The sequence below is a fragment of the Streptomyces sp. NPDC057287 genome (genome assembly GCF_042667905.1).
GTDB lineage: Bacteria > Actinomycetota > Actinomycetes > Streptomycetales > Streptomycetaceae > Streptomyces.
In genome coordinates this window covers 146324-169951 of sequence record NZ_JBHUYV010000012.1, presented here as the reverse complement: position 1 = coordinate 169951, position 23628 = coordinate 146324, and the positions used below count along the sequence as shown (strand labels likewise).

Here is a 23628-nt window from a genome sequence, read left to right as displayed (position 1 = left end):
TTGTCGGGGGCCGCGTATTTGTTTTATCCGCCCCGGCGCGCCTGCGCGGGCCCCCCCCCCCCCCGCCCGCCCCCCCCCGCCCCGGGCCGGCCGCCCTTCTCCATGCCCGGGATGCGCCTCCCGCACCCCTGTTCTCGCGTCGGCGTGGGCCTGCTCGCCGCTGTCGGCGGCGAGTGCGTGGACGGCGACCACGATGTCGGCCTGCTCAAGGGGTGCGATCCGCGGTGCACCCCCGGCCTGGAGTCGAAACGCCGGAGAGGCAGCTTCCGGGTATGACATATGACGTCGGATATCTGACGCCTTGGTAGCGTGTCCACCCAGTTCGACGATCGAGAGGGGTCGAGAGGTGGGGAGTTCACCCACGCGGGGCGGCAAGCCCGGACGGACACTGCTCCGGCAGGAGGTCGCGGAAGGGATCAAGCGCTACATCCTGGACGAGCGTCTGCGCCCGGGCGACCCCCTGCCCACCGAGCCCGCGCTCTGCGAGGCGCTCGGCGCGAGCCGCTCCAGCGTGCGGGAGGCGGTCAAGATCCTCGACGCGCTGGACATCGTCGAGGTCCGCCACGGCCACGGCACCTATGTCGGCAGACTGAGCCTGTCCGCCCTGGTGGAGAGCCTGACGTTCCGTGGACTGCTCTCCCCCGGCGACGACTTCCAGGTACTGGCCGACCTCGTGGACGTACGCGAACTCTTCGAGCGCGGGATGGCCGACCGCATCATCTCCCTGCTCCGGCCCGCCGATCTCGACCGGCTGGACGCCCTGGTGGCCGAGATGCGCGGGACCGACGCCCACGCCGGTGACGGCTTCGTGGCCGCCGACCGGACGTTCCACGCGCTGCTCGTCGCCCCTCTGGGCAACGACCTCATCGGGCAGCTCTCGATGGCCTTCTGGGACGTGTACGCGATCGTCGCGCCGCACCTCGACGGGTTCACCCATGCCGACGAGACCGCGACGATCGCCGCCCACCAGGCCATCGTCGACTCCGCACGCGCCGGTGACACCGGCGGATTCGTCAAGGCACTGGGTGAGCACTACGCACCCGTCCGACGCCGCATCTCGGAGGCTCGCGCGTCCTGACCTGACATCCTGAGTCCCCGAACGAGGATCGAGCACAGGGGTGCCGGCGATGGCGATGACGGGCTTACGGATGGGTGTGGTCGGCGGAAGCATCGCCGGCTGCGCGATGGCGATCGCCGGGACCCGGTCGGGGGCGGACGTCACCGTCTACGAACGCAGCAGCGGCGAGCTGCGTGACCGGGGCCTCGGGATCGTCATCCCGCCCGCCCTGCACACCCGGCTGGTCGCCCTCGGCTATCTGGACGCGTCGATGCCGACCGCTCCGGTCGCGTCCCACGTCTGGCTGGCCAGGCCCCGGGGCCTGCGCTCCGCCCGTGAGCTGGCCCGGCAGCCGAGCCCGGTCACCCCCTGCAACTGGGGTCTGCTCTGGCAGTCGTTGCGGGCGAACACCGGCGGGACGCGCCATCACCGGGGCCGGCCCGTCACCGCGGTCGGCCGGACCCCTGGGGGAGGCGCGCTGATCCGTACGACGGACGGCGAGGAGGCGTACGACGTCGTCGTGGGGGCGGACGGACACCGGTCGCTCACCCGTCAGTCGCTCGCCCCGGGACTGGAGCCCGCCGGTGCCGGATACGCGGTGTGGCGGGGCACGATCCCCATGAGCGCGCTGAAGGGCCACGGGCGGCTGCTCGGTCTGCTGCGTGAGGCCTGGGTCACCCTGGGCTTCCCCGGCGGCCACGGCATCTTCTACCTGATCCCGGCAGGAGCGGGCGCGGACCCCGGGGAACGGCTGCTCGCGTACGCCGTCTACGCCCCTCCTCCGGCCCCGGACGAGGACCGGGACCCCGCCCCGTACGTACGGGAGATCGCGGACGAGCACTTCCCCGACGAGTGGGCGGACATCGTGGCGCGGGGCGAACACGTCTCCCTGGTCTGTCATCCGGTCACCGACCTGCACGCCCCGCGCGCCGCGGACCCGCCCTTCCTGCTCGCGGGTGACGCCGCGGGCATCACCCGGCCGCACACCGCCAGCGGGGCGGTCAAGGCGCTCGAGGACGCGCTCTGTCTGGAGGACGCCCTGCGCGCCTGCGCGACACCCGAGGAGGCGCTGCGCCGGTACGAGGTCGAGCGCACGGCCGAGGGCGCCCGGCTGGTCGAGCTGGGCCGCCGGCTGGGGGCGGCCCAGGTGGAACGGGCTCCCGACTGGGGCGCGATGGGGCAGAGCGACATCGACTCCTGGTTCAGCGCCGCACTGGCCGGTACGGCCAGCTACCTCTACGAGGGCTGACCACCCGCTCCCAGCCGGTCGCGGATGCCGTCGAAGTGGGTGCGCATGGCGCGTACCGCCCGCTCCCCGTCGCCCGCCGCGACCGCTGCGACGATCTCCGCGTGCTGGGCGCAGGTGGTCCGCGGGTCCTGGTGGCCGTCGTCGAGGTCCTCGCGCACCCGGTCCATGGCCGCCCAGAACGCGTCCAGCACCTCGCTGAGCAGGTGGTTGTCGAGGGAGGCGTAGAGCGCGAGGTGGAAGGCGCGGTCGGTGGCGCGTGCCACCCGGCCGGTGCGGGCCTCGGACTCCATCGTGGTCACGAGCGCGCGGAGCACGGCGAGGTCCTCCTCCGGTATGCCCGAGGTGACGGCTCCCACCAGGCCCGCCTCCAGGGCCTCCCGCACCTTCATCAGCTCCAGGAGACCCGGTTCGCCCCGCCGGTGGCGGACCGCGGCACGGAAGGCGAGCCCTTCGGCGAACGGTGAGAGCGAGAGCGAGCCGACGAAGGTCCCGGACCCGCGCCTGATCTCGACGGCGTTGACGGCCTGGAGCGACTTGAGCGCCTCGCGCACCGAGACCCGGCCGGCTTCGAAGCGCTCCATCAGCTCCCCCTCGGTGGGCAGCGGGTCGCCCGGGCCGAGCCGCTCGTCGAGGATCAGTTCCTTGATCCGTCGCTCGATGTCCTGCGCCATGGTGGGGCGGGCCACAACCGTCCTCCTGGGGTGCCGTTACCTCTTGACCGTTCGCCGGGGCATCTGTTTAAGGTGAGCCCCAGACGTAGGACATCTTACGTCTCACCTCTCGATCTGCGCAGCCCACGGGCCACAGGTCGGCGTACCGATCCCCTGGAGCCTCCCCATGCCCCTGCCCGCACCGCTGCACGGCGTCGTACCTCCGGTCTGCACCCCCCTCGGCCCCGACGGGGAGGTGGACACCACCTCGCTCGGCCGGCTCGTCGAGCACCTGATCGAGGGCGGTGTGCACGGACTCTTCGCCCTCGGGTCGACCAGCGAGGTCGCCTTCCTCACCGACGCACAGCGCCGCACCGTCCTGGAGACCGTGGTCCGGGTGACCGCCGGACGGGTCCCGGTCCTGGCCGGGGTCATCGACACGACGACCGCCCGCGTCATCGACCACGCGCGGGCCGCCGCCGCACTGGGTGCGGACGCCCTCGTCGCCACGGCGCCCTTCTACACCCGCACGCACCCCAAGGAGATCGCCGGGCACTTCCGCCGCATCCGCGCGGAGGTCGACCTGCCGCTCTTCGCCTACGACCTCCCGGTGTCCGTGCACACCAAGCTCCCGGGCGCCCTGGTCCGCGAACTCGCGGAGGACGGCACGCTGGCCGGCCTCAAGGACAGCAGCGGCGACGAGGGCGGGCTGCGCAGGCTGATCGTCGACCTCGGCGGGCGCGACGGCCGTGCCACGGGTCCCGCGCCGCACTTCAGCGTGCTGACCGGCTCGGAGCTCACCGTCGACGCGGCGCTGCTGGCCGGCGCCGACGGAGTCGTTCCGGGCATCGGCAACGTCGACCCTGCCGCGTACGTGCGACTCCACGACGCCGCCGTCGCCGGTGACTGGAAGCTCGCCGCGGCGGAGCAGGAGCGGCTCGTCGCCATGTTCTCGCTGGTCGACGCCGGGCCCGAGGCCGACATGGGCCGCGGCTCGTCGGCTCTCGGCGCGTTCAAGGCGGCGCTGTGGCTGCTCGGCGTCATCGACGACGGTGCCACCGCCTTCCCGCAGATCCAGCTCTCCGCCCAGTCGGTCGCCCTGGTCGCGGAACGGCTGCGCGGTGCCGGTCTGACCCCGGTCCGATGACGCGGTCCGCCATCGGGACCCCGGTCATCGGGCTCGATCTCGGCGGTACGAAGATCGCTGCGGCGCTCTTCGCCGACGGCACGGTGTCCGCCCGGCACACCCGGCCCACCCCCTCGGGGGAGGGCCCCGCGGCGGTGCTGGACGCCCTCGCCGCGGCCGCCGCCGAGGTCGATCCCGAGGGGCGGGCCACGGCGCTCGGCGTCGCGGCCGCCGGGGTCGTCGATCCCCGCAGCGGCACGGTCACCAGCGCCACCGACTCGATCCGGGGCTGGGCGGGCACCGCGCTCGGCGGCGGACTGGCGGATCGTACGGGGCTGCCGGTGGCCTGCGACAACGACGTACGGGCGACCGCGGGGCCGGAGCTCGCCGCCCTGGCGGACGGCCGCGGTTCGCTCCTGTTCGCGGCGGTCGGCACGGGCGTGGGCGGTGCGCTCGCGGCCGACGGGCGGATGCTGCACGGCGCGTCCGGGATCGCGGGGCACATCGGCCACCTCCCCAGCGCGGAGGCGGCCGGGCTGCCCTGCACCTGCGGCGCCACCGGGCACCTGGAGGTCATCGCCTCGGGCCCCGGCATCACCGCCCACTACGAGCGGCTCACCGGCGTCCAGGTGGACCGGCTCGAGACGGTGGCCGCCCGGGCGGCCACGGGCGACGCCGCCGCCGTACGGGCCGTCACCACCGGGGCCACGGCGGCCGGACGGGCCCTCGGCGGCCTCGCCAACGCGCTCGGGCCCGACCGGGTCGTCGTCGGCGGCGGCGTCCCGCGGATCGGTCCGCTGTACGGGGACGCGCTGGCCCGCGCCTTCGCCGCCGAGCTGATGCCGCCCTTGCGCGGCCTCGTCCCCCGGCCCCCGCTGTTCGGCCATGACGCGGCCGTGACCGGGGCGGCGGCCCTCACCACGACTCTGCCCCTCCACCACCCGGGAGCTCTCCGATGACCGCACAGGACCTGGCAGGCTCCCTCCGGGGCCGGCTGATCGTCTCCTGCCAGGCACCGCCCGGCGACCCGATGCGGGAGACCTCCGCCCTGGTGCGGCTGGCCCGGTCGGCCGCCGCGGGCGGCGGTGCGGCGATCCGCGCCAACGAGCCGGAGGCCGTCGCCGCGATCGCCGGGGCCGTGGACCTGCCGGTCATCGGCCTGTGGAAGGACGGTGACACCGGCGTGTACATCACCCCGACCGTCCGGCACGCCCTCGCGATCGTCGAGGCCGGCGCGGCGGTGGTGGCAGCGGACGCCACCGACCGGCCGCGCCCCGACGGTTCCGCCTTCGCCGAGCTGGTCACCGCCGTCCACGCGGCGGGCGCCCTGGTCATGGCCGACGTCTCCACGCTCGCCGAGGGGATCGCCGCCGCGGAGCTGGGGGTGGACTTCGTGTCCACCACGCTGTCCGGTTACGTGCCGGGTACTCCGGCGCAGCACGGTCCCGACCTCGCCCTGGTGGCCGCGCTCGCCGCGGCGACCGACGTGCCGGTGGTCGCCGAAGGCCGCATCAGCACCCCCGAAGAGGCCGCGGAGGCTCTGTCCCGCGGCGCCCACAGTGTCGTCGTCGGCACCGCCATCACCGCGCCGACCGCCCTGACCGCCCGCTTCGTGGCCGGTCTCACCCTGCGCTGAACCGCCCGGACCGCTCAAGGGCCCGCGCCCTCCCGCATCATGGAGTCCACCGTGCAGAAAACTCCCCCTACGCTCCCCTGGTACCGCGAGGTGAGCCGGACGCAGTGGAAGTCGTTCTTCGCCGCCTGGATCGGCTATGTCCTCGACGGCTTCGACTTCGTCCTCATCACCCTCGTCCTCACCGAGATCAGCGACGACTTCGGCCTCAGTACGGTGCAGGCCGCCAGCCTGATCTCCGGCGCCTTCATCACCCGGTGGCTGGGCGGCGCGGTGCTGGGCGCCCTCGGCGACCGGTACGGCCGCAAGCTCTCCATGGTGGTGAGCATCCTGCTCTACTCGCTGGGCACGTTCGCCTGCGGGTTCGCCTGGGACTTCCACAGCCTCTTCGCCGCCCGTCTCGCCATCGGGATGGGCATGGCCGGCGAGTACAGCGCCAGCGCGACGTACGTCATGGAGAGCTGGCCCGCCAGGGTCCGCAGCCGGGCCAGCGGCTTCCTCATCTCGGGCTTCTCCGTCGGCTCGGTGCTCGCGGCGCAGGTCTACAACTGGGTGGTCCCCTCGCTCGGCTGGCGCTGGATGTTCTACCTGGGCCTGATACCGATCGCGGTCGCGCTCTGGATGCGGCGCGCGCTGCCGGAGGCCGAGGAGTGGACCGAGACCGTGGCGGAGAGGGGCGCCAAGCCCAATCCGTTCGGCCCGCTGTTCGTGACCAGGGGCCGGGCCGTCGTCAATGTCGTCCTCGTCGTGGCAGCCACTCTCTCCCTCTTCCTGATCTTCACTCCGGGCGGCGAGGGTCTCGTGCCCCTGCTGTCCGTGGTGGCGGGCCTGTCGCTCGCCGCGTTCGCGGTGCAGATGGGCGGGAGGAAGGGGTGGCTGCTGTACCTCTCGATGATCGTGACGCTGTTCTTCGCCTTCCTGTACTCGTGGCCCATCCAGGCCCTGCTCCCCACCTACCTGAAGACGGAGCTGGGCTACACCACCGACCAGGTCACCGACGTCCTCTACTTCGCCGGTTTCGGGACCATGGTGGGCTGCTGGGCGGCGGGGTTCCTCGGCGACCGGATCGGCGCGAGGAAGGCGTACGCGCTGACGCTGCTGGCCTCGCTGGCCTTCGTCTACCCGGTGTTCGCGGTGAAGGACAACCTGCTGGTGCTCGGCTGTCTGCTGTTCCTGCTCCAGGCCACCAGCTTCGGGATCTCAGGGCTGCTGCCCCGGTACATCGGCGGCCACTTCCCGACCGCGAGCCGGGGGGCCGCGCTCGGCTTCACGTACAACGTGGGGGCGCTCGGCGGCGCCGTCGCGCCGGTCCTGGGAGCGAACCTGGCGTCCGGGATGGACCTGGGCCGGGCGCTCGCGGTGCTGACCTTCGCCGGGACGGTGATCGTGGTGCTGCTGGTCGGTCTCGACGTGCCCTCGCGGCTGAACCGGCTCACGGACCCCGACGCGACGGCCGACCATCTGGCCGCGCCGGCCCCGGCCGTGGAGCCGGAGAAGGCGGACCGGACCGCCTAGGCGCCGGACGCGGAAGCGCGCAGGCGCCCGCCCGGAGACTCCGGGCGGGCGCCTGCGCGTGGACGCTCCTGGCCTACGGGTAGAAGTGCGTCAGCGACTCCGCGACACAGGCCGGCTTCGCGGATCCTTCGAGCTCGAAGGTGAAGCCCCGAGTCATCTGCACACCGCCGCGCGCGACCTCGCTCACCCCGGTGACCGTGGCGTGCAGGCGGACGCGGCTCCTGACGGGGACGGGCGCCGGGTAGCGGACCCGGTTGACCCCGTAGTTCAGCGCGCGCCCCACCCCGCTCACCCGGAGCAGCTCGCCGAACATCGGGATGCCCCAGCTCAGCACCATGTAGCCGTGCGCGATGGTGCGCCCGTAGGGGCCGGCGGCGGCACGTTCGGCATCGGTGTGGATCCACTGGTGGTCCCCGGAGACGTACGCGTACGCGTCGATCAGCTCCTGGGTGACCTCCTTCCACTCCGAGTGCCCGAGGTCGCGCCCGCCGAGGGCGAGGATCTCCGGGATGCCGTGCGCGGTCAGGGGCATGGCGGTGTTCTCCGTTCTGCGGGGACGGGCGGGGACTGGGGGACGGGGGTCAGGCGGCGACGGGCGCGGTGCGGGGTGCGGCGGCCGGCTCGGCGGCCTGTTCGTCGTGGTTGGGGCGCTTGAGCAGGAGGAGCATGCAGCCCAGGGTCAGCGCCACCTGGAAGACGGCGTACGCGATGACGGCCGTGATGGAGCCGGTCCGGTTGAGCAGGAACTGGCCGATGATCGGGGTCGTCCCGCCCAGCAGGGTGCCGCAGAGCTGGTAGCAGAGCGAGATGCCGGTGTAGCGCAGATGGGCCGGGAAGCGGCTGGCGAGCATGCCGGCGAGGGCCGCGTAGTAGAGGCAGTGCGGGATGGTGGCGACGGCGACACCGACCATGGCGAGGCCGTAGTTCCCGGTGCTGATCAGCACGAACATCACCGGCATGAGGATCAGTTCGGGGACCAGCATCACGAGCACCGCGCGGGACCAGCTCTTCATCCGGGTGGCGATGAGGGCGCCGAAGGGCTGGACGATGATCTGGGTGATGTTGGCGACGAGGATGATCGTCAGGAACGAGCTGCGGTCGAAGTCGAGGGACGTCGTCGCCCAGGACAGGGCGAACGTCGACTTGAAGTACGTCGCGGACAGACCGATGGTGCAGGCGCCGATGCCGAGGACGATCAGCATGGGGTGGCTCCGCAGGACCTCGGTCAGCGGAAGCCTGACGACTTCCTTCTTCTCGATGAGCTTGGCCATGGCCGGGGACTCGGCGACCTTCAGGCGCACGAGCAGGCCGACCATGACCAGCGCGGCGGAGGCGAGGAAGGGCACCCGCCAGCCCCAGGAGACGAACGCGTCGTCGGGCAGCTGGCTGATGGCGAGGAAGCTCACGGTGGAGAGGGTGTTGCCGACGGGCGAGCCCTGCTGGGCGAAGGCCGCGTACAGCACCGACTTGCCCTTGGGGGCGTGCTCCGAGGCGATCAGGACGGAACCGCCCCACTCACCGCCGAGGCCGATGCCCTGGATCATGCGGATGCAGACCAGCAGGATCGGGGCGGCGATGCCGATGGAGGCGTAGCCGGGCAGCAGGCCGATCGCGGTGGTCGAGACGCCCATCATCAGCAGGGTGATGACCAGGGTCTTCTTGCGGCCGAGCCGGTCGCCGTAGTGGCCGAAGACGATGCCCCCGATCGGGCGGGCGAGGAAGCCGACCCAGAAGGTGGCGAAGGCGACCAGGGTGCCTATGGGGCCTTCGAGCTCCGGGAAGAACACCTTGTCGAAGACGAGCGCTGCCGCGGTTCCGTAGATGTAGAAGTCGAACCACTCGATGGTGGAGCCGATGAAGGCTCCGAACCCCGCGCGGTTGGCGGCTTTCGTTCGCTCGCGTGCGGTGGCGGTGGTCGCACTCATGGGTGGCTCCCGAACATCGTTGATCAAGCGGATGGGGGCACGGCTGACCCGGGCGTCGCCCGGGACGCCCTGGGTCACGTGGTGGAGGGGGACGGAGAGGAAGAAAAGGACGGCGAGGGGGACGGGCCGTCAGGCGGCGATGCGTTCGAAGACCGCGGCGAGGCCCTGGCCTCCGCCGATGCACATGGTCTCCAGTCCGTAGCGCGCCTGGCTGCGGTGCATCTCCCGGCTGAGGGTGGCGAGGATGCGGGCGCCGGTGGCGCCCACCGGGTGGCCGAGCGAGACACCGGATCCGTTGACGTTGATCCGCTGCTCGTGGTCCTTCTCGCCGAGGCCGAGTTCACGGGTGCAGGCGAGGACCTGGGCGGCGAAGGCCTCGTTGATCTCGATCAGGTCCAGATCGGCGAGAGCGAGGCCGGCCCGGCCGAGGGCCGCGTGGGTGGCCGGGACGGGGCCGATGCCCATCGTCGCGGCGGGGACACCCGCGCGGGCGAAGGAGACGAGCCGGACGAGCGGGGTGAGCCCGAGCCGTTCGGCGGTGGCGGCGCTGGTGACCAGACAGGCGGCGGCCGCGTCGTTCTGGCCGCTCGCGTTGCCCGCGGTGACGGTGGCCTCGGGGTCGGACTTGGCCATGATGGGCCGCAGCGCGGCGAGCTGCTCGGCCGTGGTGTCCGGGCGGGGGTGCTCGTCGGCCGAGACGACGCTCTCGCCCTTCCTCGTACGCACGGTGACGGGGACGGTCTCGGCCTCGTAGCGCCCCTCCTTCGCGGCGCGGGCGGCGCGGGCCTGCGAGCGCAGGGCGAGGGCGTCCTGGTCGGCACGGCTGATGGAGTAGGCGCGGCGGAGGTTCTCGGCGGTCTCGATCATGCCGCCGGGTACGGGGTGGTGGACGCCGCCCGCGGTGACGCGGCCCCGGGCCAGCGAGTCGTGGAGCTGGAGGCCGGGGCCCTTGATGCCCCAGCGCCCGTCGTGCGTGTAGTAGGGGGCGGCGCTCATGACGTCGACGCCGCCGGCGATGACGACGTCGCTGAAGCCGGCCCGGATCTGCATGGCGGCGTCGAGGACGGCCTGCAGGCCGGAGCCGCAGCGCCGGTCGATCTGGGCGCCGGTGACGGTGTCGGGGAGCCCGGCGTCCAGGGCGGCGACCCGGCCGATGGCGGGCGCCTCGGACGACGGGTAGGCGTGTCCGAGGATCACCTCGTCGACCCGGTCCGGGTCGATCCCGGTACGGGCGACCACCTCGGCGATGACGCGTGCGGCGAGCGCGGCCGGGGTCTGCTGGGCGAACGCGCCACCGAAACGCCCGATCGGTGTGCGCAGCGGCTCGCAGATGACGACATCGGTCTGGTCGGGCACGGCGGAACACCTTTCGGCGGATTCGGGTGTGTGGGGCGACCTTCGCACCGGACCACTGAGTCGGTCCAATATCGAGTTGCCTCACATTCAAGACGCCACGCGTCTCAATCGGACGGCTAGGGGGTGGGCAGGGCCTCCTCGGCGACCGCGAGCACCGCGCTGAGCGCCGCTGAGGGGTTGTCCGTGCGCCAGGCCAGCGCCGCCTGGCGCCGGACGGGCGGGCCGGCGAGGGGCCGGTAGACCAGCCCGTTCTGCTGGATGTGCCGGACCGAGGAGACGGTGAGGGTCACGCCGACGCCCGCCGCGACGAGCGCCAGGATCGTGTACGAGTCGGGGGCCTCCTGCACCACGCGCGGATTGAACCCGGTGGCCTCGCAGACCTGGACCATCGCGTCGCGCACCGTCGAGCCGGCGTTCGCGGGGAAGGAGACGAAGGGTTCGTCGGCGAGGATCCCGATGGGGATGCTCTCCAGCCGGGCGAGCCGGTGGTCGGAGGGCAGCGCGCACAGCAGCTCCTCCTCGTCGATCACCCGGTAGGCCACTCCTGGCTGGGTGACCGGGAGTCGGACGAAGCCCAGGTCGAGGGAGCCGTCGGCGACCCGGGACAGGGCGACGTTGGCGTAGGTCTGACCCTTCATGACCAGCTCGATCCCGGGGTGCGCGGCGCGGACGGCCCGGGTCAGGAGGGGCAGCGTCTCGTGGCTGGACGCCCCCGCGAAGCCGATGGTGACGCGGCCGTACTCCCCGCGCCCGGCGGCCTTGGCGGCCCGTACCGCCGTGTCGAGGTCGTCGAGCACGGTCCGTACGGGTTCGAGGAAGGACTCCCCCGCGCTGGTGAGCCGTACCGAGCGCGTGTTCCGTTCGAAGAGCTGGACGCCCAGCTCCTTCTCCAGCTGGCGGATCTGCTGGCTGAGCGGGGGCTGGGCCATCTGCAGCCGCTTGGCGGCGCGGCCGAAGTGCAGTTCCTCGGCGACAGCGGTGAACGCCGTCAGATGACGCAGTTCCATCGGAGCTTCCATTCATTAACCATGGGTCTTGATCCGACCCTAATTTGGTATTGGACAGCAATCAATGACCGCTGACACGGTAGGGGCGACCAGCACGCACTCGCCCGAGGAGCACCGTGGAGCGGACGGATACGGCCGACGGGGCCGACAAGGTCATGTCGATGAAGGAGGCGGTCGCCGCCTTCGTGCACGACGGAGCGACCGTCAGCCTCGAAGGGTTCACCCATCTCGTCCCCACCGCCGCGGGACACGAGATCATCCGCCAGGGCCGCAAGGACCTCACCGTCGTACGCATGACGGCGGACATCGTGGTGGACCAGATGGTCGCCGCGGGCTGCGTCTCGCGGCTGGTGTCCTCCTTCGTCGGCAACTCCTCCGCCGGCTCGCTCGGTGAGCTGCGGCGCAGGATCGAGCGCGCCGACCCGGCGCCGCTGGCCTTCGAGGAGTACAGCCACTACGGGATGGTCTGCCGCTACCTGGCGGGATCCCAGCGGCTGCCGTTCTATCCGCTGCGCAGCTACGGCGGCAGCGACCTGCCGGGCGTCAACAGCGCCCTGCGCAAGGTGACGTCGCCCTACCCGGGACCCGACGGGGAGCCGGAGCAGATCTACGTCGTGCCGCCCGTGAACCCGGACGTGACGATCATCCACGCCCAGCGGGCGGACCGCCGGGGCAACACCCAGATCTGGGGGCTGACAGGCATCCAGGCCGAAGCGGTCTACGCGGCGGACAAGGCGATCGTCGTCGTCGAGGAGGTCGTCGGGGACGACGTGGTCCGCTCGGACCCCAACCGCACGGTCGTCCCCTCCCACGCCGTGGACGCCGTCGTCGTCTGCCCGCGCGGCGCGCACCCCTCCTTCGCACAGGGCTACTACGACCGCGACAACGCCTTCTACCGGGCCTGGTCGCATATCAGCAAGGACCCGGAACGGCTGCGGGCGTGGCTGGACGAGTGGGTGTACGGAACGGCGGACCACGCCGAGTACGTCGACAGGCTGGGCGAGGACTTCTGGGCGGGGCTCGCGGTGGGCGAGGCGCTCAGCGAACCGGTGAACTACGGGCGGCGGCTGTGAGCGCGCCGCAGGGGAAGGAACGGGACATGACCACCACCGCACCGGGGACCGTCACCTCGTCCGAGCTGCTCTCGGTCGTCGCCTCGCGCGAACTGGCCTCCCGGCGCACGGTGTTCGCCGGCATCGGGCTGCCCACGCTCGCGACCGAGCTCGCCCATCTGACGGTCGCACCGCGGATCGAGGTGGTGTACGAGTCCGGGGTCTGCGGGGCCCATCCCTCCCACCTGCCGGAGACCATCGCCGACTCCGTACTCATCTCGGGCGCGGAGGCCGTGCTGTCGATGCCGGCGCTGTTCGGCTGTGTGCTCCAGGGCGGTCACATCGACGTCGGCTTCCTCGGCGCCGCGCAGATCGACCGGTGGGGCAACCTGAACACCTCCGTGATCGGCGACTGGGAGAGCCCGGCCGTGCGCCTCCCCGGCTCCGGGGGCGCCGTCGAGGTGATGGCCAACTCCCGTGAGGTCTTCGTGGTGATGCGCCGCCACAACCCGCGCTCCTTCACCGGGACCCTGGACTTCTGCACCACACCGGGCCCGGACCGTGCGCTCGCCGAGGGCATCCGGCCGCTGGGCGCGGGGGTCACCCGGGTCATCACCGAGCTGGGCATCCTGGCCCGCGCCGGCGTCGGGGAGGAGCTCCGGCTCGTGGCCGTGCACCCGGGCGTGACGGTGGACCAGGTGCGCGAGGCCACCGGCTGGGACCTCGCGGTCGCCGGCTCCGTCGAGACCGTGCCGCCGCCGACCGCGGCGGAGCTGCGGCTCCTGCGCGAGGATGTCGACCCCGGCCGCGTCTACCTGCGCTGACCCGGCCCGCCCACCGTCCGCGGCCACCTGCGCCCACCCGACCGCCCACCGTCGCCGGCCCGGCCGCGTCCGCCTTCAGGACCCGGCCGCGTCCGCCGCCGCTGCCATCGAGCACACCTGCCGAGAGGACGTCACCACCATGCGTATCAGGATCGTCGGAGCCGGAGCCATGGGCCGGGGCATCGCCCAGTGGGCCGCCGTCGCCGGGCACACCGTCGAGGTCTGCGACGTCAGGACCGAGGCGGTGACGGCGGCCGTGGACTTCGTGCGGTCCATGCTGGAGCGCGCGGTCCAGAAGGGCCGGATGACCTCCGGCGACGCTGCCGCGGCCCTGGAACGGCTGGTGCCGCTGGACGATCCGTGGGCGCGGGGCCCGGAGGTCGAGCTGGTCATCGAGGCCGTACGGGAGGACCTGGACACCAAGGCCGAGGTGTTCGGGAGGCTGGAGGAGGCCCTGCCGGACTCCACCGTCTTCGCGACCAACACCTCGTCCCTGTCGGTGACCGGGATCGCCGCCACGCTGCGGGATCCGGCGCGCCTGGCAGGGCTGCACTTCTTCAATCCCGTACCGCTGATGAGGATCGTCGAGGTCGTGCCGGGCGCCGCGACCCGCCCGGAGATCCCTCCGGCCCTGACCGCTCTGGTCGAGAGCTGCGGCCATCGGGCGGTGACCGTCGCCGACACCCCCGGTTTCCTGGTCAACCACGCCGGGCGGGGCCTGGTGACGGAGGCCCTGGCGCTGCTGGAGGAGTCGGTGGCGGACCCGGCGGACATCGACCGGATCGCCCGGGACGTGCTGGGGCTGCGCATGGGCCCGTTCGAACTGATGGACCTCACAGGGCTCGACGTCACCGCTGCCGTGATCGACTCGATCTGGCAGGGCTTCCGCCACGAGGACCGGCTCCGCCCCTCCTACCTCACCCCGAACCGGGTGACCGCGGGTCTGCACGGCCGCAAGACCGGGCAGGGCTGGTTCACCTACGGCCCCGAGGCGCCCGCGGCGGCCCCGGAACCGCCGGTGACGGGCGACTCCGGCCGGCCGGTGTTCGTGGCGGGCGCGGACGGCGAGGAACTGCGGAAGGCACTGACCTCCGCCGGGGCCACGGTCGAGAGCGGCCCGGAGCCCTCCGGGGGCGCAGTGGTCCTGGTCCCCGTCTGGGGCACCACGGTGGCAGCGGCGGTGGCCTCGCTGGGGCTGCCCGCCATGCGCACCTTCGGCGTCGACCCGCTGCCCGCGGCGGGCCGCCGCCGGGTCCTGGCGGTGACCCCCGCGGCCGACCCGGCCGCCGCGCGGGACGCGCGGGCGGTCCTGGCCCGTGCGGCGGACGGCACGGAGCCCCACGCCGTCTCGGTGGTGCGGGACACCGCGGGTTCGGTGGCGCAGCGGCTGCTCGCCTCGGTGGTCTCGGTCGCCGCGTCGATCGCGGAGCGCTCGCTGGCCACCCCGGCGGACATCGACCTCGCCGTGACGACCGGCCTCGGCTACCCGGTGGGCCCGCTGGCCTGGGGCGACCGCATCGGCGCCGCGCGGCTGCTGGACCTCCAGCGGGCGCTGCACGCGACGACCGGCGACCCGAGGCACCGGCCGACCCGCTGGCTCACGGAGCGCGCTCAGCTGGGACTGCCGCTGACGGACCCGGGCACCTCGCCCGCCGACTGCACCGGCCCCGCGGGCGACCGGTAGGCCTCGCGCTCCCGGCGGGGAGCCGGCGGCCGCCCCGGCAGTTCCGACGGGGCGGCCCCGGCTCTTCCCCCGCCTTTCTTGAGCGAGCGTTCCAGTTGGGTTACCGTGAACGCATGGCGAGGACCCGGGAGTTCGACACCGAGGCGGCGGTGAGCCGCGCGATGGACCTGTTCTGGACACGCGGCTACGAGGCGACCTCGGTCCGCGACCTGACCGCGCACCTCGGCATCGGCCAGGGGTCCCTGTACGCGGCGTTCGGCGACAAGGACGGCCTGTACCGGGCGGCACTGGAGCACTACAGGACCACCCTCGCGGCGGACGCCCTGCGCAGCCTCGACGAGGGGGCGGACGTCCGGTCGGCGATCCGGACCCTCCTGGTCGAGCGGATCAGGATCGGGGTCGGGCACGACGGCCGGGGCTGCCTGGCGACCAACGCCGTCTGTGAGCGCGCACCGGCGGACCCGGCGACCCGGCGCACCGTGCGGGACATCCAGGAGGCCGGCGGGGAGGCGCTCACCGAACTGCTGCGCGGGGCGGCCGAGCGGGGCGAGATCGCGGCACGCCACGACCCGCACACACTGGCCGCCTTCTTCGTCACCTTTCTCGGCGGGCTGCTCGTGTCCTCGAAGATCACACCGGACGCGCGCACCCTCGAACCCCTCGTGGAGGTCGCGCTGGGCGTCCTCGACTGATTTCTTCATGGCCTGAATCTGTATCACTCGTTCCAGAAAAGAACCCGTGCTCTTCCGGAGCGGAGCGCGGCCCCCGCTTCCCGACGAGACCCGCACCGTCCACGCCCGCCTCACCCCGGAGGATCCATGCACCCCTCGCAGACGACGACCGCGACCGCACACTCCCTCGGCGGCTCCCGATGGAACACCTTCCCGACGACCGGGACCATGACCGCCCGCCAGTTCTTCGCCGGCGCGGAGCCGCTGCTGCAGGGCGTCATCGACGACAACGCGCTGCGGGAGGCCGACGGCGACGTGCTGGAGGCCCAGATCCGCGCGACGCTCGCCCTCGGCACCCGGGAGACCTCCCTGCCCCTGGCCATCGGCCCGGACAGCACCTCGGCAACCCGCGAACTGGGCGCGCAGGCCTGGACGATCGGCCGGGAGATCGCCTCGTGGTCGGTCTCGGCCCTGCGCCGGCTGCTGAGCGACCCGGTCCCGCTGCCCGCGGGTCCCCTGGTCGTCCGGAGCCACTGCTACGGGCATCTGCTCACCCACCCCGCGACCGATCTGCTCATGGGCAGCCGCGGCGGACCCGTCACGATCCAGCTCTACAACGAGTGGATCCACCAGATGGTCCTGCTCCGCGACTCCCTGCTGCCCTTCACCAACTGGCAGGACGTCCCGCTCCGCGTCACCCCGACGGGACTCCGCGCCGTCGAGCAGGACCGCGACCGCTTCCTCACCGAGCTCCTGGTCCGCCGGATCCGGCACACCAGCATCGTGGACTTCGCCCGGCACGTCGTCACCGGCGGCTCCGGCCCGGCGGGATACGGCTTCGACCACGACGGCGGCACCGTCCTGCCGGCCGTCCTCGACGGAGAGCCCCTCACCGCGCCCAGGCACCTGCTGACCTGGCGCCCCTCAGCCTCCTCCGAGGGGACGGTCACGTACGTCGCCGAGGCGGCCGACTACTACACCGAACCCCGCACCCCGGCCGCGGATCTGCCGCCCGCGGCCGGGGCCGAGGGGCGGGCCACCGGCCGCGTCGTCACCGGTCCGGCCGTCGACGGGACCCGTACCGCCCGTATCGAGGTGACCCTCGGGGACACGACCGCGCACGCCGACCTCGGGCAGGCCCTGCGCGGGCACCGCTTCGCCCGCCCCGCCCCCGGTCCGGGCACCACGGCCGCCGGTGCCGCCCGGACCGCCGGCCTCCGGTCCGTACTGGGAGCACCCGGGCTGGTGTGGACGCAGGACGACGACGTCACGCTGGACGCCACCGGCCAGGACGGCCTCGTCGCCCTGGCGCTGCTCGGCCGGCTCTACCCGGAGAACGTCTTCCTGCGGTCCGCCGGACAGCGCCCCGGAACGGCGGCGGGCGGTGACGGACCCGGCCGCGTCGTCGTCGACCTGCCCTGACATCCGGTGGAGAGCCCCGGCCGGCGGGGCCCGTGACCGTTTCGTACAAGACCGGGAGGCGGGCCCCGGCCTACGGTCGTCCCATGACTCCACGACTCGACGCGATCTCCGTCACCACCTCCGACCTGGCCGCATCGCTCGCCTTCTACCGCAGGCTCGGGCTCGACATCCCCGCCGGGGCCGAGTCGGCTCCCCATGTCGAGGTGGCCCTTCCCGGAGGGCAGCGCCTGCTGTGGGACACCGAGGACGTCGTCCGTTCCTTCGACCCGGACTGGACGGGGCCGAAGGGCGGCGAGCGCCTCGGGCTCGCCTTCCTCTGCGACAGTCCCGCGGAGGTGGACGCGGTGTACGCCGATCTGACCGGCGCCGGACACGAGGGCCATCTGAGGCCCTGGGACGCCGTCTGGGGGCAGCGTTACGCGGTCGTCCTGGACCCCGACGGCTGCGCGGTCTCGCTCTTCGCCGCCAATCCGGCGTAGCCGGTCCCGGCCAGGTAGCCGCCGAGCGTCGTACCGGCCAGGTCCCGCATCTCGCGGGCCAGATGCGCCTGGTCCGTGCAGCCCGAGGCGTACGCGGCCTCGGCGAACGGCGTTCCCGCGCGTACGAGGTCCAGGGCGCGTTGCAGCCTGAGGACCCTGGCCAGCATCTTGGGGCCGTAGCCCAACGCGGCCAGCGAACGGCGGTGCAGCTGGCGGGCGCCGAGCCCGGCCGTCCGTGCGGTCGCGGCGACGGAACGCCCTTCTCGCAGCTGTGCGGCGACGGACTCCATGAGCGGGTCCGGGGGCCCGGTGGCGGCCGCCCGGTGCAGCGCGAGGCCCTCGAGTGCGGCGGCCGGGTCGTCGGCCGCGCCGATGCGCTCGGTGAGCCCGCGGACCTCCCGGTCCGGCCAGAGGGCGTCGAGGGCGACCCGGCGGTCGCGCAGCTCGTGTGCCGGCACGCCCAGGAGTGCGGGTGCGGTGCCGGGGGCGAATCGGATGCCCGCGCAGGTGGCGGAGAGCGCCGCGGCAGGGGTGAACGCGTGGGTGTCGGGGCCCGCGACCAGCAGCCGGTCACCGGCCCACAGCAGGTCCATGCAGCCGTCGGGGAGCACCGGCCGGGCGGGGTCGCGCGGGCCGCTCCAGGTCCAGAGGACGGCGCCGCCGAAGCGCGATGCCCGCTCCTCGTACTGTGCGCCCATGGTCACCAGGTTAGCGAAGGGCCCTCAGGGGGCGTCCTTGTCGCGGTTGCCGTGGAGACGGGACTTCACGTCGTCCGGGGGGAGGAAGCGGGACCAGCGCTCGGGGAATTCGGAGGGCATGGACACGTCGTCCTCGTCGTCCGCGTACGCGTCCCAGTTCGCCGCCTGGGTACGGGCGAGGAGTTCGGCGGCCTGCGCCGCCCGTGCGCGCTCGGTGACCGCGCGCGCCGCCGCCGTGGCCAGCGAGGGCCAGACGCGGTCGATCGCCGCGTTGACCGCAGCACCGACGAGTACGGCGAAAGCGGAGATACCTATCCATAGCAGGACGGCGATGGGGGCGGCCAACGAGCCGTAGATGGTGGGCCCTTCGACCGTGCTCGTGAGGTAGATCCGCAGCAGGAAACTGCCCATCACCCACATGCCGAGCGCCACGAGCGCCCCGGGCACGTCCTCTATCCACGGCGAACGGACCGGGACGGACACGTGGTAGAGCGTCGTCAGGAAGGCGATGGAGAGGACGATGACCAGCGGCCAGTACATGACGGCCAGCACCTCGGTGCCCCACGGGACGAACTCGACCACCCGGTCGGGTCCGACCACCAGCAGCGGCAGCACCACGGCACCCAGCAGCAGGGCGACCACGTAGAGCAGGAAGGCGAGCAGCCGGGTCTTGACGATGCCGCGGTGGCCGTCGAGCCCGTACATCACGGTGATGGTGTCGATGAAGACGTTCACCGCGCGTGAACCCGACCAGAGCGCGATCGCGAAGCCGATGGAGATGACGTCGGGGCGCGCGCCCGTGGTCACGTCGGCTATGAGCGGCTTGGCGATGTCGTTGACGCCCCGCTCGGACAGCACCGTCTGCACCGCGCCCAGGATGTTGCGCTCGATGGAGGCGACCGTCGTGGTGGACGTCCAGTCGTCGACGTAACCGAGCAGCCCGATCAGGCCGAGCAGCAGCGGAGGCAGGGACAGCAGGGTGAAGAACGCCGCCTCGGCCGCGAGGCCGAGGATGCGGTACTCGACACACGAATTGACCGTGTCCTTGAGCAACTGCCATGCCATCTGCCGCTTCGACACGTTGCGGTAGAGGACGCGAGCCCGGTGGAGCCGGCCCGGTGGCCGCTCGGGTGTTTCATTTGCTGCCTGCACCTCCTTACCGTAACGGCATGGCACCTACCACCCACACAGTGACCAACCAGGTACCGCCGCTGGTCGGCTACGACGTCTTCGCCGCGGACCGGGCGCTGACGGAGGCCGTCGAGCGGCATCTCGCGCCCGGGATCCTCGGCGAGGCCCGGGAGGAACTCGGCGGGCTGGGCCGGTCCGCCGGCTCACTCCAGGCCCAGCGGTGGGGTGCGGAGGCCAACGAGAACCCGCCGGAGCTGCGTACGCACGACCGCTACGGGCACCGCGTCGACGAGGTGGACTTCCATCCGGCGTGGCACCGGCTGCTGGGGCACGCGGTCACGGCGGGGCTGACGGACGCCTGGGGCAGGCAGGGCGGCCATGTCCGGCGCGCGGCGGGGTTCCTGGTCTGGACGCAGGCCGAGGCGGGACACGGATGCCCGCTGTCGATGACGCACGCGGCGGTCCCGGCGCTGCGGACCGACCCGGCCCTGGCCGCGGAGTGGGAACCGCTCCTGACCTCGCACGTGTACGAGGAGGGGCTGCGGCCCTCGTCGCAGAAGGCCGGCGTGCTCTTCGGGATGGGCATGACGGAGAAGCAGGGCGGCACCGACGTGCGGTCCAACACCACCCGCGCCGAACCGCTGGCGGGCGAGGGGGAGTACCTGCTCACCGGCCACAAGTGGTTCTGTTCGGCGCCCATGTCGGACGGCTTCCTGGTGCTGGCGCAGGCCCCCGGCGGGCTGAGCTGCTTCCTCGTGCCCCGGGTCCTGCCGGACGGCGCCCGCAACGTGTTCGCGATCCAGCGCCTCAAGGACAAGCTGGGCAACAGGTCCAACGCCTCCAGCGAGGTCGAGTTCGACGGGACGTGGGCCCGCCGGGTCGGCGAGGAGGGGCGCGGGGTGCGCACCATCATCGAGATGGTGGCGGCGACCCGGCTGGACTGCGTGGTCGGTTCGGCGGCGCTGATGCGCCAGGCGGTGGCGCAGGCGATCCACCACAGCGCCTACCGCAGCGCGTTCGGCGGGCTGCTGATCGAGAAGCCGCTGATGCGCAACGTACTGGCCGACCTGGCCCTGGAGTCGGAGGCGGCGACGACGCTCGCACTGCGGCTGGCCGCCGCGTACGACGCGGACACGGAGGAGGAACGGGCCTTCCTGCGGATCGCGGTGCCGGCCGCCAAGTACTGGGTGACGAAGCGGTGCACGGCGGTCGTCGGGGAGGCCCTGGAGTGCCTCGGCGGCAACGGCTACGTCGAGGAGTCCGGGATGCCCCGGCTGCTGCGCGAGGCACCGCTCAACTCGATCTGGGAGGGCTCGGGCAACGTACAGGCCCTCGATGTGCTGCGGGCGCTGCAGCGTGAACCGCGGGCGCTCAACGCCTTCCTCCAGGAGGTGGGGAAGGCGCGCGGCGCCGACCACCGTCTCGACGCGGCGATCAGGGACCTGCTGACCGAGCTGGCGGATCTGGACGCCGCCGAGGCGCGGGCGAGGCGGCTGGTGGAGCGGATGGCCCTGGTGCTGCAGGGTTCGCTGCTGCTCCGCTGGGCACCGCCGGAGGTCGCGGACGCGTTCTGCGCCTCACGGCTGGGCGGGGACTGGGGCTCGGCCTTCGGGACGCTGCCGCACAGTCTGGATCTGGCCGCGGTGGTGGAGCGCGCACGCGCCCAGGAGGGCTGAGGGCGGTCCCGTCCGGACCGGCCGGGTCAGGGACCGGGGACAAACGACGGAGGGTGGTGCTGCGCCGACACGGCACCACCCTCCACGCTTGTGCACCACCGCACGGCGGGTCGAGGACTCCCCGCACGGCGTTACGCCACTCTCGTACGGTCCGCGGCCCGTCACCAGAGTTGCAAAGGGTTGCAACCATTGCGTGGAGTACGAGTCAGGAGGACTTCCGCACGGCAGGATGGTTCCTCCGGGACCGGTTCCTCTCTTCCGCGCCGGGCCCACGCTTCATTGGGGGACTCGTCATGGACACACGCCCTGTCCCGTCGGCACGGCCGGAAAAAGCCTCTCACCCCGCGGTGACCGAGCGCCTGATCCACCGTGCGCGGGAGGCCAGGCTGACGGGAGAGCGCACGTCCGCCGTTCCGCGCGCGGAGATCGACGCGTCCTGGGACCGCGTGCTGCGCAGCGGGATCGATCCGGAGCAGTCACCGGAGAGCAGGCTGCTGGAGTCGGGCGAGATCGAGCACCGGCGCAGGGGCACCGTGCTCGGTGAGGTCATGCCCCTGCTGCGGGAGGGGCTGGCCACGATCGCGGACGCCGCGCAGCAGATCATGGTGGTCACCGACACCGAGGGCCGGGTCCTGTGGCGTCAGGGTCATGCGGCCGTGATGCGCCGGGCCAAGGACATCTGCCTGGAGGAGGGCGCCGCCTGGGCGGAGTCGGCGACGGGGACGAACGCCATCGGTACCGCGCTCGCCGCGCGCACCCCCGTCCAGGTCCACTCCGCCGAGCACTTCATCCGCGCCCTGCACGGCTGGACCTGCGCGGCGGCCCCGGTGCGCGACCCCCGGGACGGCCGGCTGATGGGCATCGTCGACATCAGCGGGCCCGCCTCCACCTTCCACCCGGCGACGCTGGCGCTGGTCGGCTCGGTGGCGGCGCTGGCGGAGAGCGAGCTGCGCAGCCGACACCTGGTGGCGATCGAGCGGCTGCGCTCGGTGGCCGCCCCCATCCTCTGCCGGCTGGGCGGCCGCGCCCTGGTGGTGGACGCCCACGGCTGGCTGGCCGCCGTCAGCGGGATGCCGCCCGTGGACCGGCTGCCGCTGCCGAAGTCGCTGGAGCCGGGCACGGTGTGGCTGGCCTCTCTCGGGATGTGCCGGGTGGAGCCGCTGCCCGGCGGCTGGCTGGTGCAGGTCGCGGAGGGCGCGCACGACGGGCCGCCGCGCCGCGTGGTGCTCGATCTGAGCCGGGAGCGGGGGCTCACGCTCCATGTGGCGGGTCCCGTGGGCAGCTGGACCCGCCGGCTCTCGCCCCGTCACGCGGAGCTGCTGTACGCGCTGGCCCTGCACCGGGAGGGGCGCACGGCGGCGGAGCTGGCCGAGGACGTGTTCGGCGACGCCACCAGGACGGTGACCGTGCGGGCCGAGATATCGCGGATGCGCCGCCATCTCGCGGAGGTGCTGGCCCACCGCCCGTACCGGTTCCGCGAGGGCGTGGCGGTGGAGATCGTCCACCCGGACGAGCCGGCCGACCTGCTGCCCCGCTCGACGGCTCCGGTGGTGGTCGGGGCGCGTACGCCCGCGCGGACGGCCTGAGCCGGCCCAGGTTTGGGCAAGGGGCCGCAACCATGGTTTTCTGACCGCCATGAGCGACCTCACCCCCTCCGCCCCCGCCGTCTCCGACGTGACCGTCTGGTCCCTGGAACAGACGTCACCCGCCGATCTGAGCCCCGCGGCCGCACCGGCGGCCGGCGTCACGGTCGTACGCGCGGAGACACCACTGCCCGAGTTCAGCCGGTTCCTCTACACGGCGGTGGGCGGGGACGTCCGCTGGACCGACCGGCTCGGCCTCACCTACGCGCAGTGGCAGGAGATCCTGGAGCGTCCGGGATCCGAGACGTGGGTGGCGTACGAGAACGGGACACCGGCGGGGTTCATCGAGCTCGACGCCCAGGAGGACGGTGCGGTGGAGGTCGCCTACTTCGGGCTGATCCCGGCCTTCCGGGGCCGCCGGATCGGCGGACACCTGCTGTCGTACGGAGTGGCGCGCGCCTGGGACCTCGCGGAGCGGCATCCGGACAGGACCCCGACGAAGCGGGTGTGGGTGCACACGTGCTCCAATGACGGCCCGCACGCGATGGACAACTACCTGCGACGGGGTTTCCGTCTGTTCGACACCAAGATCGAACGGGAGCCCGATGTCGCGAACCCCGGCCCCTGGCCCGGCGCGCACGCCTGACTCAGGCCCGCCCTGTCGGTTTGTCGACACGACAGCGTGATCGACACCACACTGTCTCACATACCGGGACCATCTCGTCCACATGATGGATCGTGGTGGACTGGCCCGAGATCCGCGTGACACGCTTCCGTCATGTCTGGAACTGGAATTGCCTTGGTGAGTCGGCGCCACGTCGACCTCGGCCGCATGTCCAGCGCCATCTGTCCGGTCCGCTGAGACTCTCCAGCACCGCGATTTCCTGAAG

At 72.8% G+C, this 23628-nt stretch carries 23 protein-coding genes; 16 read left to right on the top strand and 7 right to left on the bottom strand.

What is annotated here, in order from left to right:
• Positions 1-346 precede the first annotated feature (346 nt).
• The gene (locus ACFUNE_RS23665) at positions 347-1078 is read left to right on the top strand and encodes a FadR/GntR family transcriptional regulator (RefSeq protein WP_383571426.1); all 732 of its coding nucleotides are present in this window, start codon (positions 347-349) and stop codon (positions 1076-1078) included.
• Positions 1079-1127: 49 nt separating this feature from the next.
• Entirely contained in the window at positions 1128-2306 is a 1179-nt protein-coding gene (locus tag ACFUNE_RS23660; RefSeq protein ID WP_383571423.1) for an FAD-dependent monooxygenase, read from the top strand.
• Here ACFUNE_RS23660 and ACFUNE_RS23655 read toward each other — a convergent pair.
• Positions 2294-2992 carry a FadR/GntR family transcriptional regulator gene (locus tag ACFUNE_RS23655; protein WP_383571420.1) on the bottom strand — a complete coding sequence of 233 codons (699 nt, stop codon included), beginning with the start codon at positions 2990-2992 and terminating at the stop codon, positions 2294-2296. The genes ACFUNE_RS23660 and ACFUNE_RS23655 overlap by 13 nt on opposite strands.
• A gap of 151 nt (positions 2993-3143) precedes the next feature.
• Between ACFUNE_RS23655 and ACFUNE_RS23650 the strand changes: the two genes are divergently transcribed.
• From ACFUNE_RS23650 to ACFUNE_RS23635, 4 genes are read left to right on the top strand one after another with little or no spacing between them, the layout of a single operon-like run.
• Positions 3144-4103 (top strand): dihydrodipicolinate synthase family protein, encoded by a 960-nt coding sequence (locus ACFUNE_RS23650; RefSeq protein ID WP_383571417.1) that lies wholly within the window; start codon positions 3144-3146, stop codon positions 4101-4103.
• Positions 4100-5041, top strand: a complete 942-nt coding sequence (locus tag ACFUNE_RS23645) for an ROK family protein (RefSeq protein WP_383571414.1) — start codon at positions 4100-4102, stop codon at positions 5039-5041. Before ACFUNE_RS23650 ends, ACFUNE_RS23645 begins: the two co-directional genes overlap by 4 nt.
• On the top strand, positions 5038-5718 hold the full coding sequence (locus ACFUNE_RS23640; RefSeq protein ID WP_383571411.1) for an N-acetylmannosamine-6-phosphate 2-epimerase: 681 nt from the start codon (positions 5038-5040) through the stop codon (positions 5716-5718). The genes ACFUNE_RS23645 and ACFUNE_RS23640 overlap by 4 nt, the downstream gene beginning before the upstream one ends.
• A gap of 39 nt (positions 5719-5757) precedes the next feature.
• Complete coding sequence (locus ACFUNE_RS23635) at positions 5758-7230, top strand: sialate:H+ symport family MFS transporter (protein ID WP_383571408.1); 1473 nt, start codon at positions 5758-5760, stop codon at positions 7228-7230.
• Between the two features lie 73 nt (positions 7231-7303).
• Here the strand turns inward: ACFUNE_RS23635 and ACFUNE_RS23630 are convergent, their stop codons facing one another.
• From ACFUNE_RS23630 to ACFUNE_RS23615, 4 genes are all read right to left on the bottom strand, one after another.
• Entirely contained in the window at positions 7304-7762 is a 459-nt protein-coding gene (locus ACFUNE_RS23630) for a MaoC family dehydratase (RefSeq protein WP_383571405.1), read from the bottom strand.
• 49 nt (positions 7763-7811) lie between these two features.
• On the bottom strand, positions 7812-9155 hold the full coding sequence (locus ACFUNE_RS23625) for an MFS transporter (RefSeq protein WP_383571402.1): 1344 nt from the start codon (positions 9153-9155) through the stop codon (positions 7812-7814).
• Positions 9156-9284: 129 nt separating this feature from the next.
• Positions 9285-10511, bottom strand: coding sequence for an acetyl-CoA C-acetyltransferase (locus ACFUNE_RS23620; protein WP_383571399.1), 1227 nt, complete (start codon positions 10509-10511; stop codon positions 9285-9287).
• A gap of 116 nt (positions 10512-10627) precedes the next feature.
• Positions 10628-11518 carry a LysR family transcriptional regulator gene (locus tag ACFUNE_RS23615; RefSeq protein WP_383571736.1) on the bottom strand — a complete coding sequence of 297 codons (891 nt, stop codon included), beginning with the start codon at positions 11516-11518 and terminating at the stop codon, positions 10628-10630.
• A gap of 155 nt (positions 11519-11673) precedes the next feature.
• On the opposite strand from ACFUNE_RS23615, the gene ACFUNE_RS23610 reads away from it, so the two are divergent.
• The 6 genes from ACFUNE_RS23610 (at position 11674) to ACFUNE_RS23585 (ending at position 17650) form a co-directional block, all read left to right on the top strand.
• Complete coding sequence (locus tag ACFUNE_RS23610; protein ID WP_383571733.1) at positions 11674-12591, top strand: CoA transferase subunit A; 918 nt, start codon at positions 11674-11676, stop codon at positions 12589-12591.
• Positions 12592-12617: 26 nt separating this feature from the next.
• Positions 12618-13394, top strand: coding sequence for a CoA-transferase subunit beta (locus tag ACFUNE_RS23605; RefSeq protein ID WP_383571396.1), 777 nt, complete (start codon positions 12618-12620; stop codon positions 13392-13394).
• A gap of 139 nt (positions 13395-13533) precedes the next feature.
• A complete protein-coding gene (locus ACFUNE_RS23600; protein ID WP_383571393.1) occupies positions 13534-15078 on the top strand; it encodes a 3-hydroxyacyl-CoA dehydrogenase in 1545 nt (514 codons plus the stop codon).
• 113 nt (positions 15079-15191) lie between these two features.
• Entirely contained in the window at positions 15192-15770 is a 579-nt protein-coding gene (locus tag ACFUNE_RS23595) for a TetR/AcrR family transcriptional regulator (RefSeq protein ID WP_383571390.1), read from the top strand.
• A gap of 126 nt (positions 15771-15896) precedes the next feature.
• Positions 15897-17171 (top strand): hypothetical protein, encoded by a 1275-nt coding sequence (locus tag ACFUNE_RS23590; protein ID WP_383571387.1) that lies wholly within the window; start codon positions 15897-15899, stop codon positions 17169-17171.
• An 83-nt stretch (positions 17172-17254) separates the two neighbouring features.
• Positions 17255-17650, top strand: coding sequence for a VOC family protein (locus tag ACFUNE_RS23585; RefSeq protein ID WP_383571384.1), 396 nt, complete (start codon positions 17255-17257; stop codon positions 17648-17650).
• Here the strand turns inward: ACFUNE_RS23585 and ACFUNE_RS23580 are convergent.
• Together ACFUNE_RS23580 and ACFUNE_RS23575 are read right to left on the bottom strand one after the other, a co-directional pair.
• Positions 17587-18348 carry a DUF6597 domain-containing transcriptional factor gene (locus ACFUNE_RS23580; protein WP_383571381.1) on the bottom strand — a complete coding sequence of 254 codons (762 nt, stop codon included), beginning with the start codon at positions 18346-18348 and terminating at the stop codon, positions 17587-17589. The two genes, ACFUNE_RS23585 and ACFUNE_RS23580, sit on opposite strands and share 64 nt — an antisense overlap.
• A gap of 24 nt (positions 18349-18372) precedes the next feature.
• A complete protein-coding gene (locus tag ACFUNE_RS23575) occupies positions 18373-19500 on the bottom strand; it encodes a YihY/virulence factor BrkB family protein (protein WP_383571378.1) in 1128 nt (375 codons plus the stop codon).
• Between the two features lie 17 nt (positions 19501-19517).
• On the opposite strand from ACFUNE_RS23575, the gene ACFUNE_RS23570 reads away from it, so the two are divergent.
• The 4 genes from ACFUNE_RS23570 to ACFUNE_RS23555 all read left to right on the top strand — a co-directional run bounded on the left by ACFUNE_RS23570 (position 19518) and on the right by ACFUNE_RS23555 (position 23600).
• Positions 19518-21155 (top strand): acyl-CoA dehydrogenase family protein, encoded by a 1638-nt coding sequence (locus ACFUNE_RS23570; protein WP_383571375.1) that lies wholly within the window; start codon positions 19518-19520, stop codon positions 21153-21155.
• A gap of 293 nt (positions 21156-21448) precedes the next feature.
• Positions 21449-22741 (top strand): GAF domain-containing protein, encoded by a 1293-nt coding sequence (locus ACFUNE_RS23565; RefSeq protein WP_383571372.1) that lies wholly within the window; start codon positions 21449-21451, stop codon positions 22739-22741.
• 49 nt (positions 22742-22790) lie between these two features.
• Positions 22791-23384: a GNAT family N-acetyltransferase gene (locus ACFUNE_RS23560; protein WP_383571369.1), complete on the top strand. Its 594-nt coding sequence runs from the start codon at positions 22791-22793 to the stop codon at positions 23382-23384.
• A gap of 132 nt (positions 23385-23516) precedes the next feature.
• Complete coding sequence (locus ACFUNE_RS23555; RefSeq protein WP_349817346.1) at positions 23517-23600, top strand: putative leader peptide; 84 nt, start codon at positions 23517-23519, stop codon at positions 23598-23600.
• Positions 23601-23628: the final 28 nt, after the last annotated feature.

Excerpts from the sequence above, each read along its gene's own strand:
- ACFUNE_RS23625 (WP_383571402.1), bottom strand. The coding sequence starts at position 9,155 with ATGAGTGCGACCACCGCCACCGCACGCGAGCGAACGAAAGCCGCCAAC.
- ACFUNE_RS23600 (WP_383571393.1), top strand. The coding sequence starts at position 13,534 with ATGCGTATCAGGATCGTCGGAGCCGGAGCCATGGGCCGGGGCATCGCC.
- ACFUNE_RS23585 (WP_383571384.1), top strand. The coding sequence starts at position 17,255 with ATGACTCCACGACTCGACGCGATCTCCGTCACCACCTCCGACCTGGCC.
- ACFUNE_RS23635 (WP_383571408.1), top strand. The coding sequence starts at position 5,758 with ATGGAGTCCACCGTGCAGAAAACTCCCCCTACGCTCCCCTGGTACCGC.
- ACFUNE_RS23560 (WP_383571369.1), top strand. The coding sequence starts at position 22,791 with ATGAGCGACCTCACCCCCTCCGCCCCCGCCGTCTCCGACGTGACCGTC.
- ACFUNE_RS23565 (WP_383571372.1), top strand. The coding sequence starts at position 21,449 with ATGGACACACGCCCTGTCCCGTCGGCACGGCCGGAAAAAGCCTCTCAC.
- ACFUNE_RS23660 (WP_383571423.1), top strand. The coding sequence starts at position 1,128 with ATGGCGATGACGGGCTTACGGATGGGTGTGGTCGGCGGAAGCATCGCC.
- ACFUNE_RS23650 (WP_383571417.1), top strand. The coding sequence starts at position 3,144 with ATGCCCCTGCCCGCACCGCTGCACGGCGTCGTACCTCCGGTCTGCACC.
- ACFUNE_RS23630 (WP_383571405.1), bottom strand. The coding sequence starts at position 7,762 with ATGCCCCTGACCGCGCACGGCATCCCGGAGATCCTCGCCCTCGGCGGG.
- ACFUNE_RS23595 (WP_383571390.1), top strand. The coding sequence starts at position 15,192 with ATGGCGAGGACCCGGGAGTTCGACACCGAGGCGGCGGTGAGCCGCGCG.
- ACFUNE_RS23580 (WP_383571381.1), bottom strand. The coding sequence starts at position 18,348 with ATGGGCGCACAGTACGAGGAGCGGGCATCGCGCTTCGGCGGCGCCGTC.
- ACFUNE_RS23615 (WP_383571736.1), bottom strand. The coding sequence starts at position 11,518 with ATGGAACTGCGTCATCTGACGGCGTTCACCGCTGTCGCCGAGGAACTG.
- ACFUNE_RS23645 (WP_383571414.1), top strand. The coding sequence starts at position 4,100 with ATGACGCGGTCCGCCATCGGGACCCCGGTCATCGGGCTCGATCTCGGC.
- ACFUNE_RS23590 (WP_383571387.1), top strand. The coding sequence starts at position 15,897 with ATGCACCCCTCGCAGACGACGACCGCGACCGCACACTCCCTCGGCGGC.
- ACFUNE_RS23570 (WP_383571375.1), top strand. The coding sequence starts at position 19,518 with ATGGCACCTACCACCCACACAGTGACCAACCAGGTACCGCCGCTGGTC.
- ACFUNE_RS23555 (WP_349817346.1), top strand. The coding sequence starts at position 23,517 with ATGTCTGGAACTGGAATTGCCTTGGTGAGTCGGCGCCACGTCGACCTC.
- ACFUNE_RS23610 (WP_383571733.1), top strand. The coding sequence starts at position 11,674 with ATGTCGATGAAGGAGGCGGTCGCCGCCTTCGTGCACGACGGAGCGACC.
- ACFUNE_RS23640 (WP_383571411.1), top strand. The coding sequence starts at position 5,038 with ATGACCGCACAGGACCTGGCAGGCTCCCTCCGGGGCCGGCTGATCGTC.
- ACFUNE_RS23605 (WP_383571396.1), top strand. The coding sequence starts at position 12,618 with ATGACCACCACCGCACCGGGGACCGTCACCTCGTCCGAGCTGCTCTCG.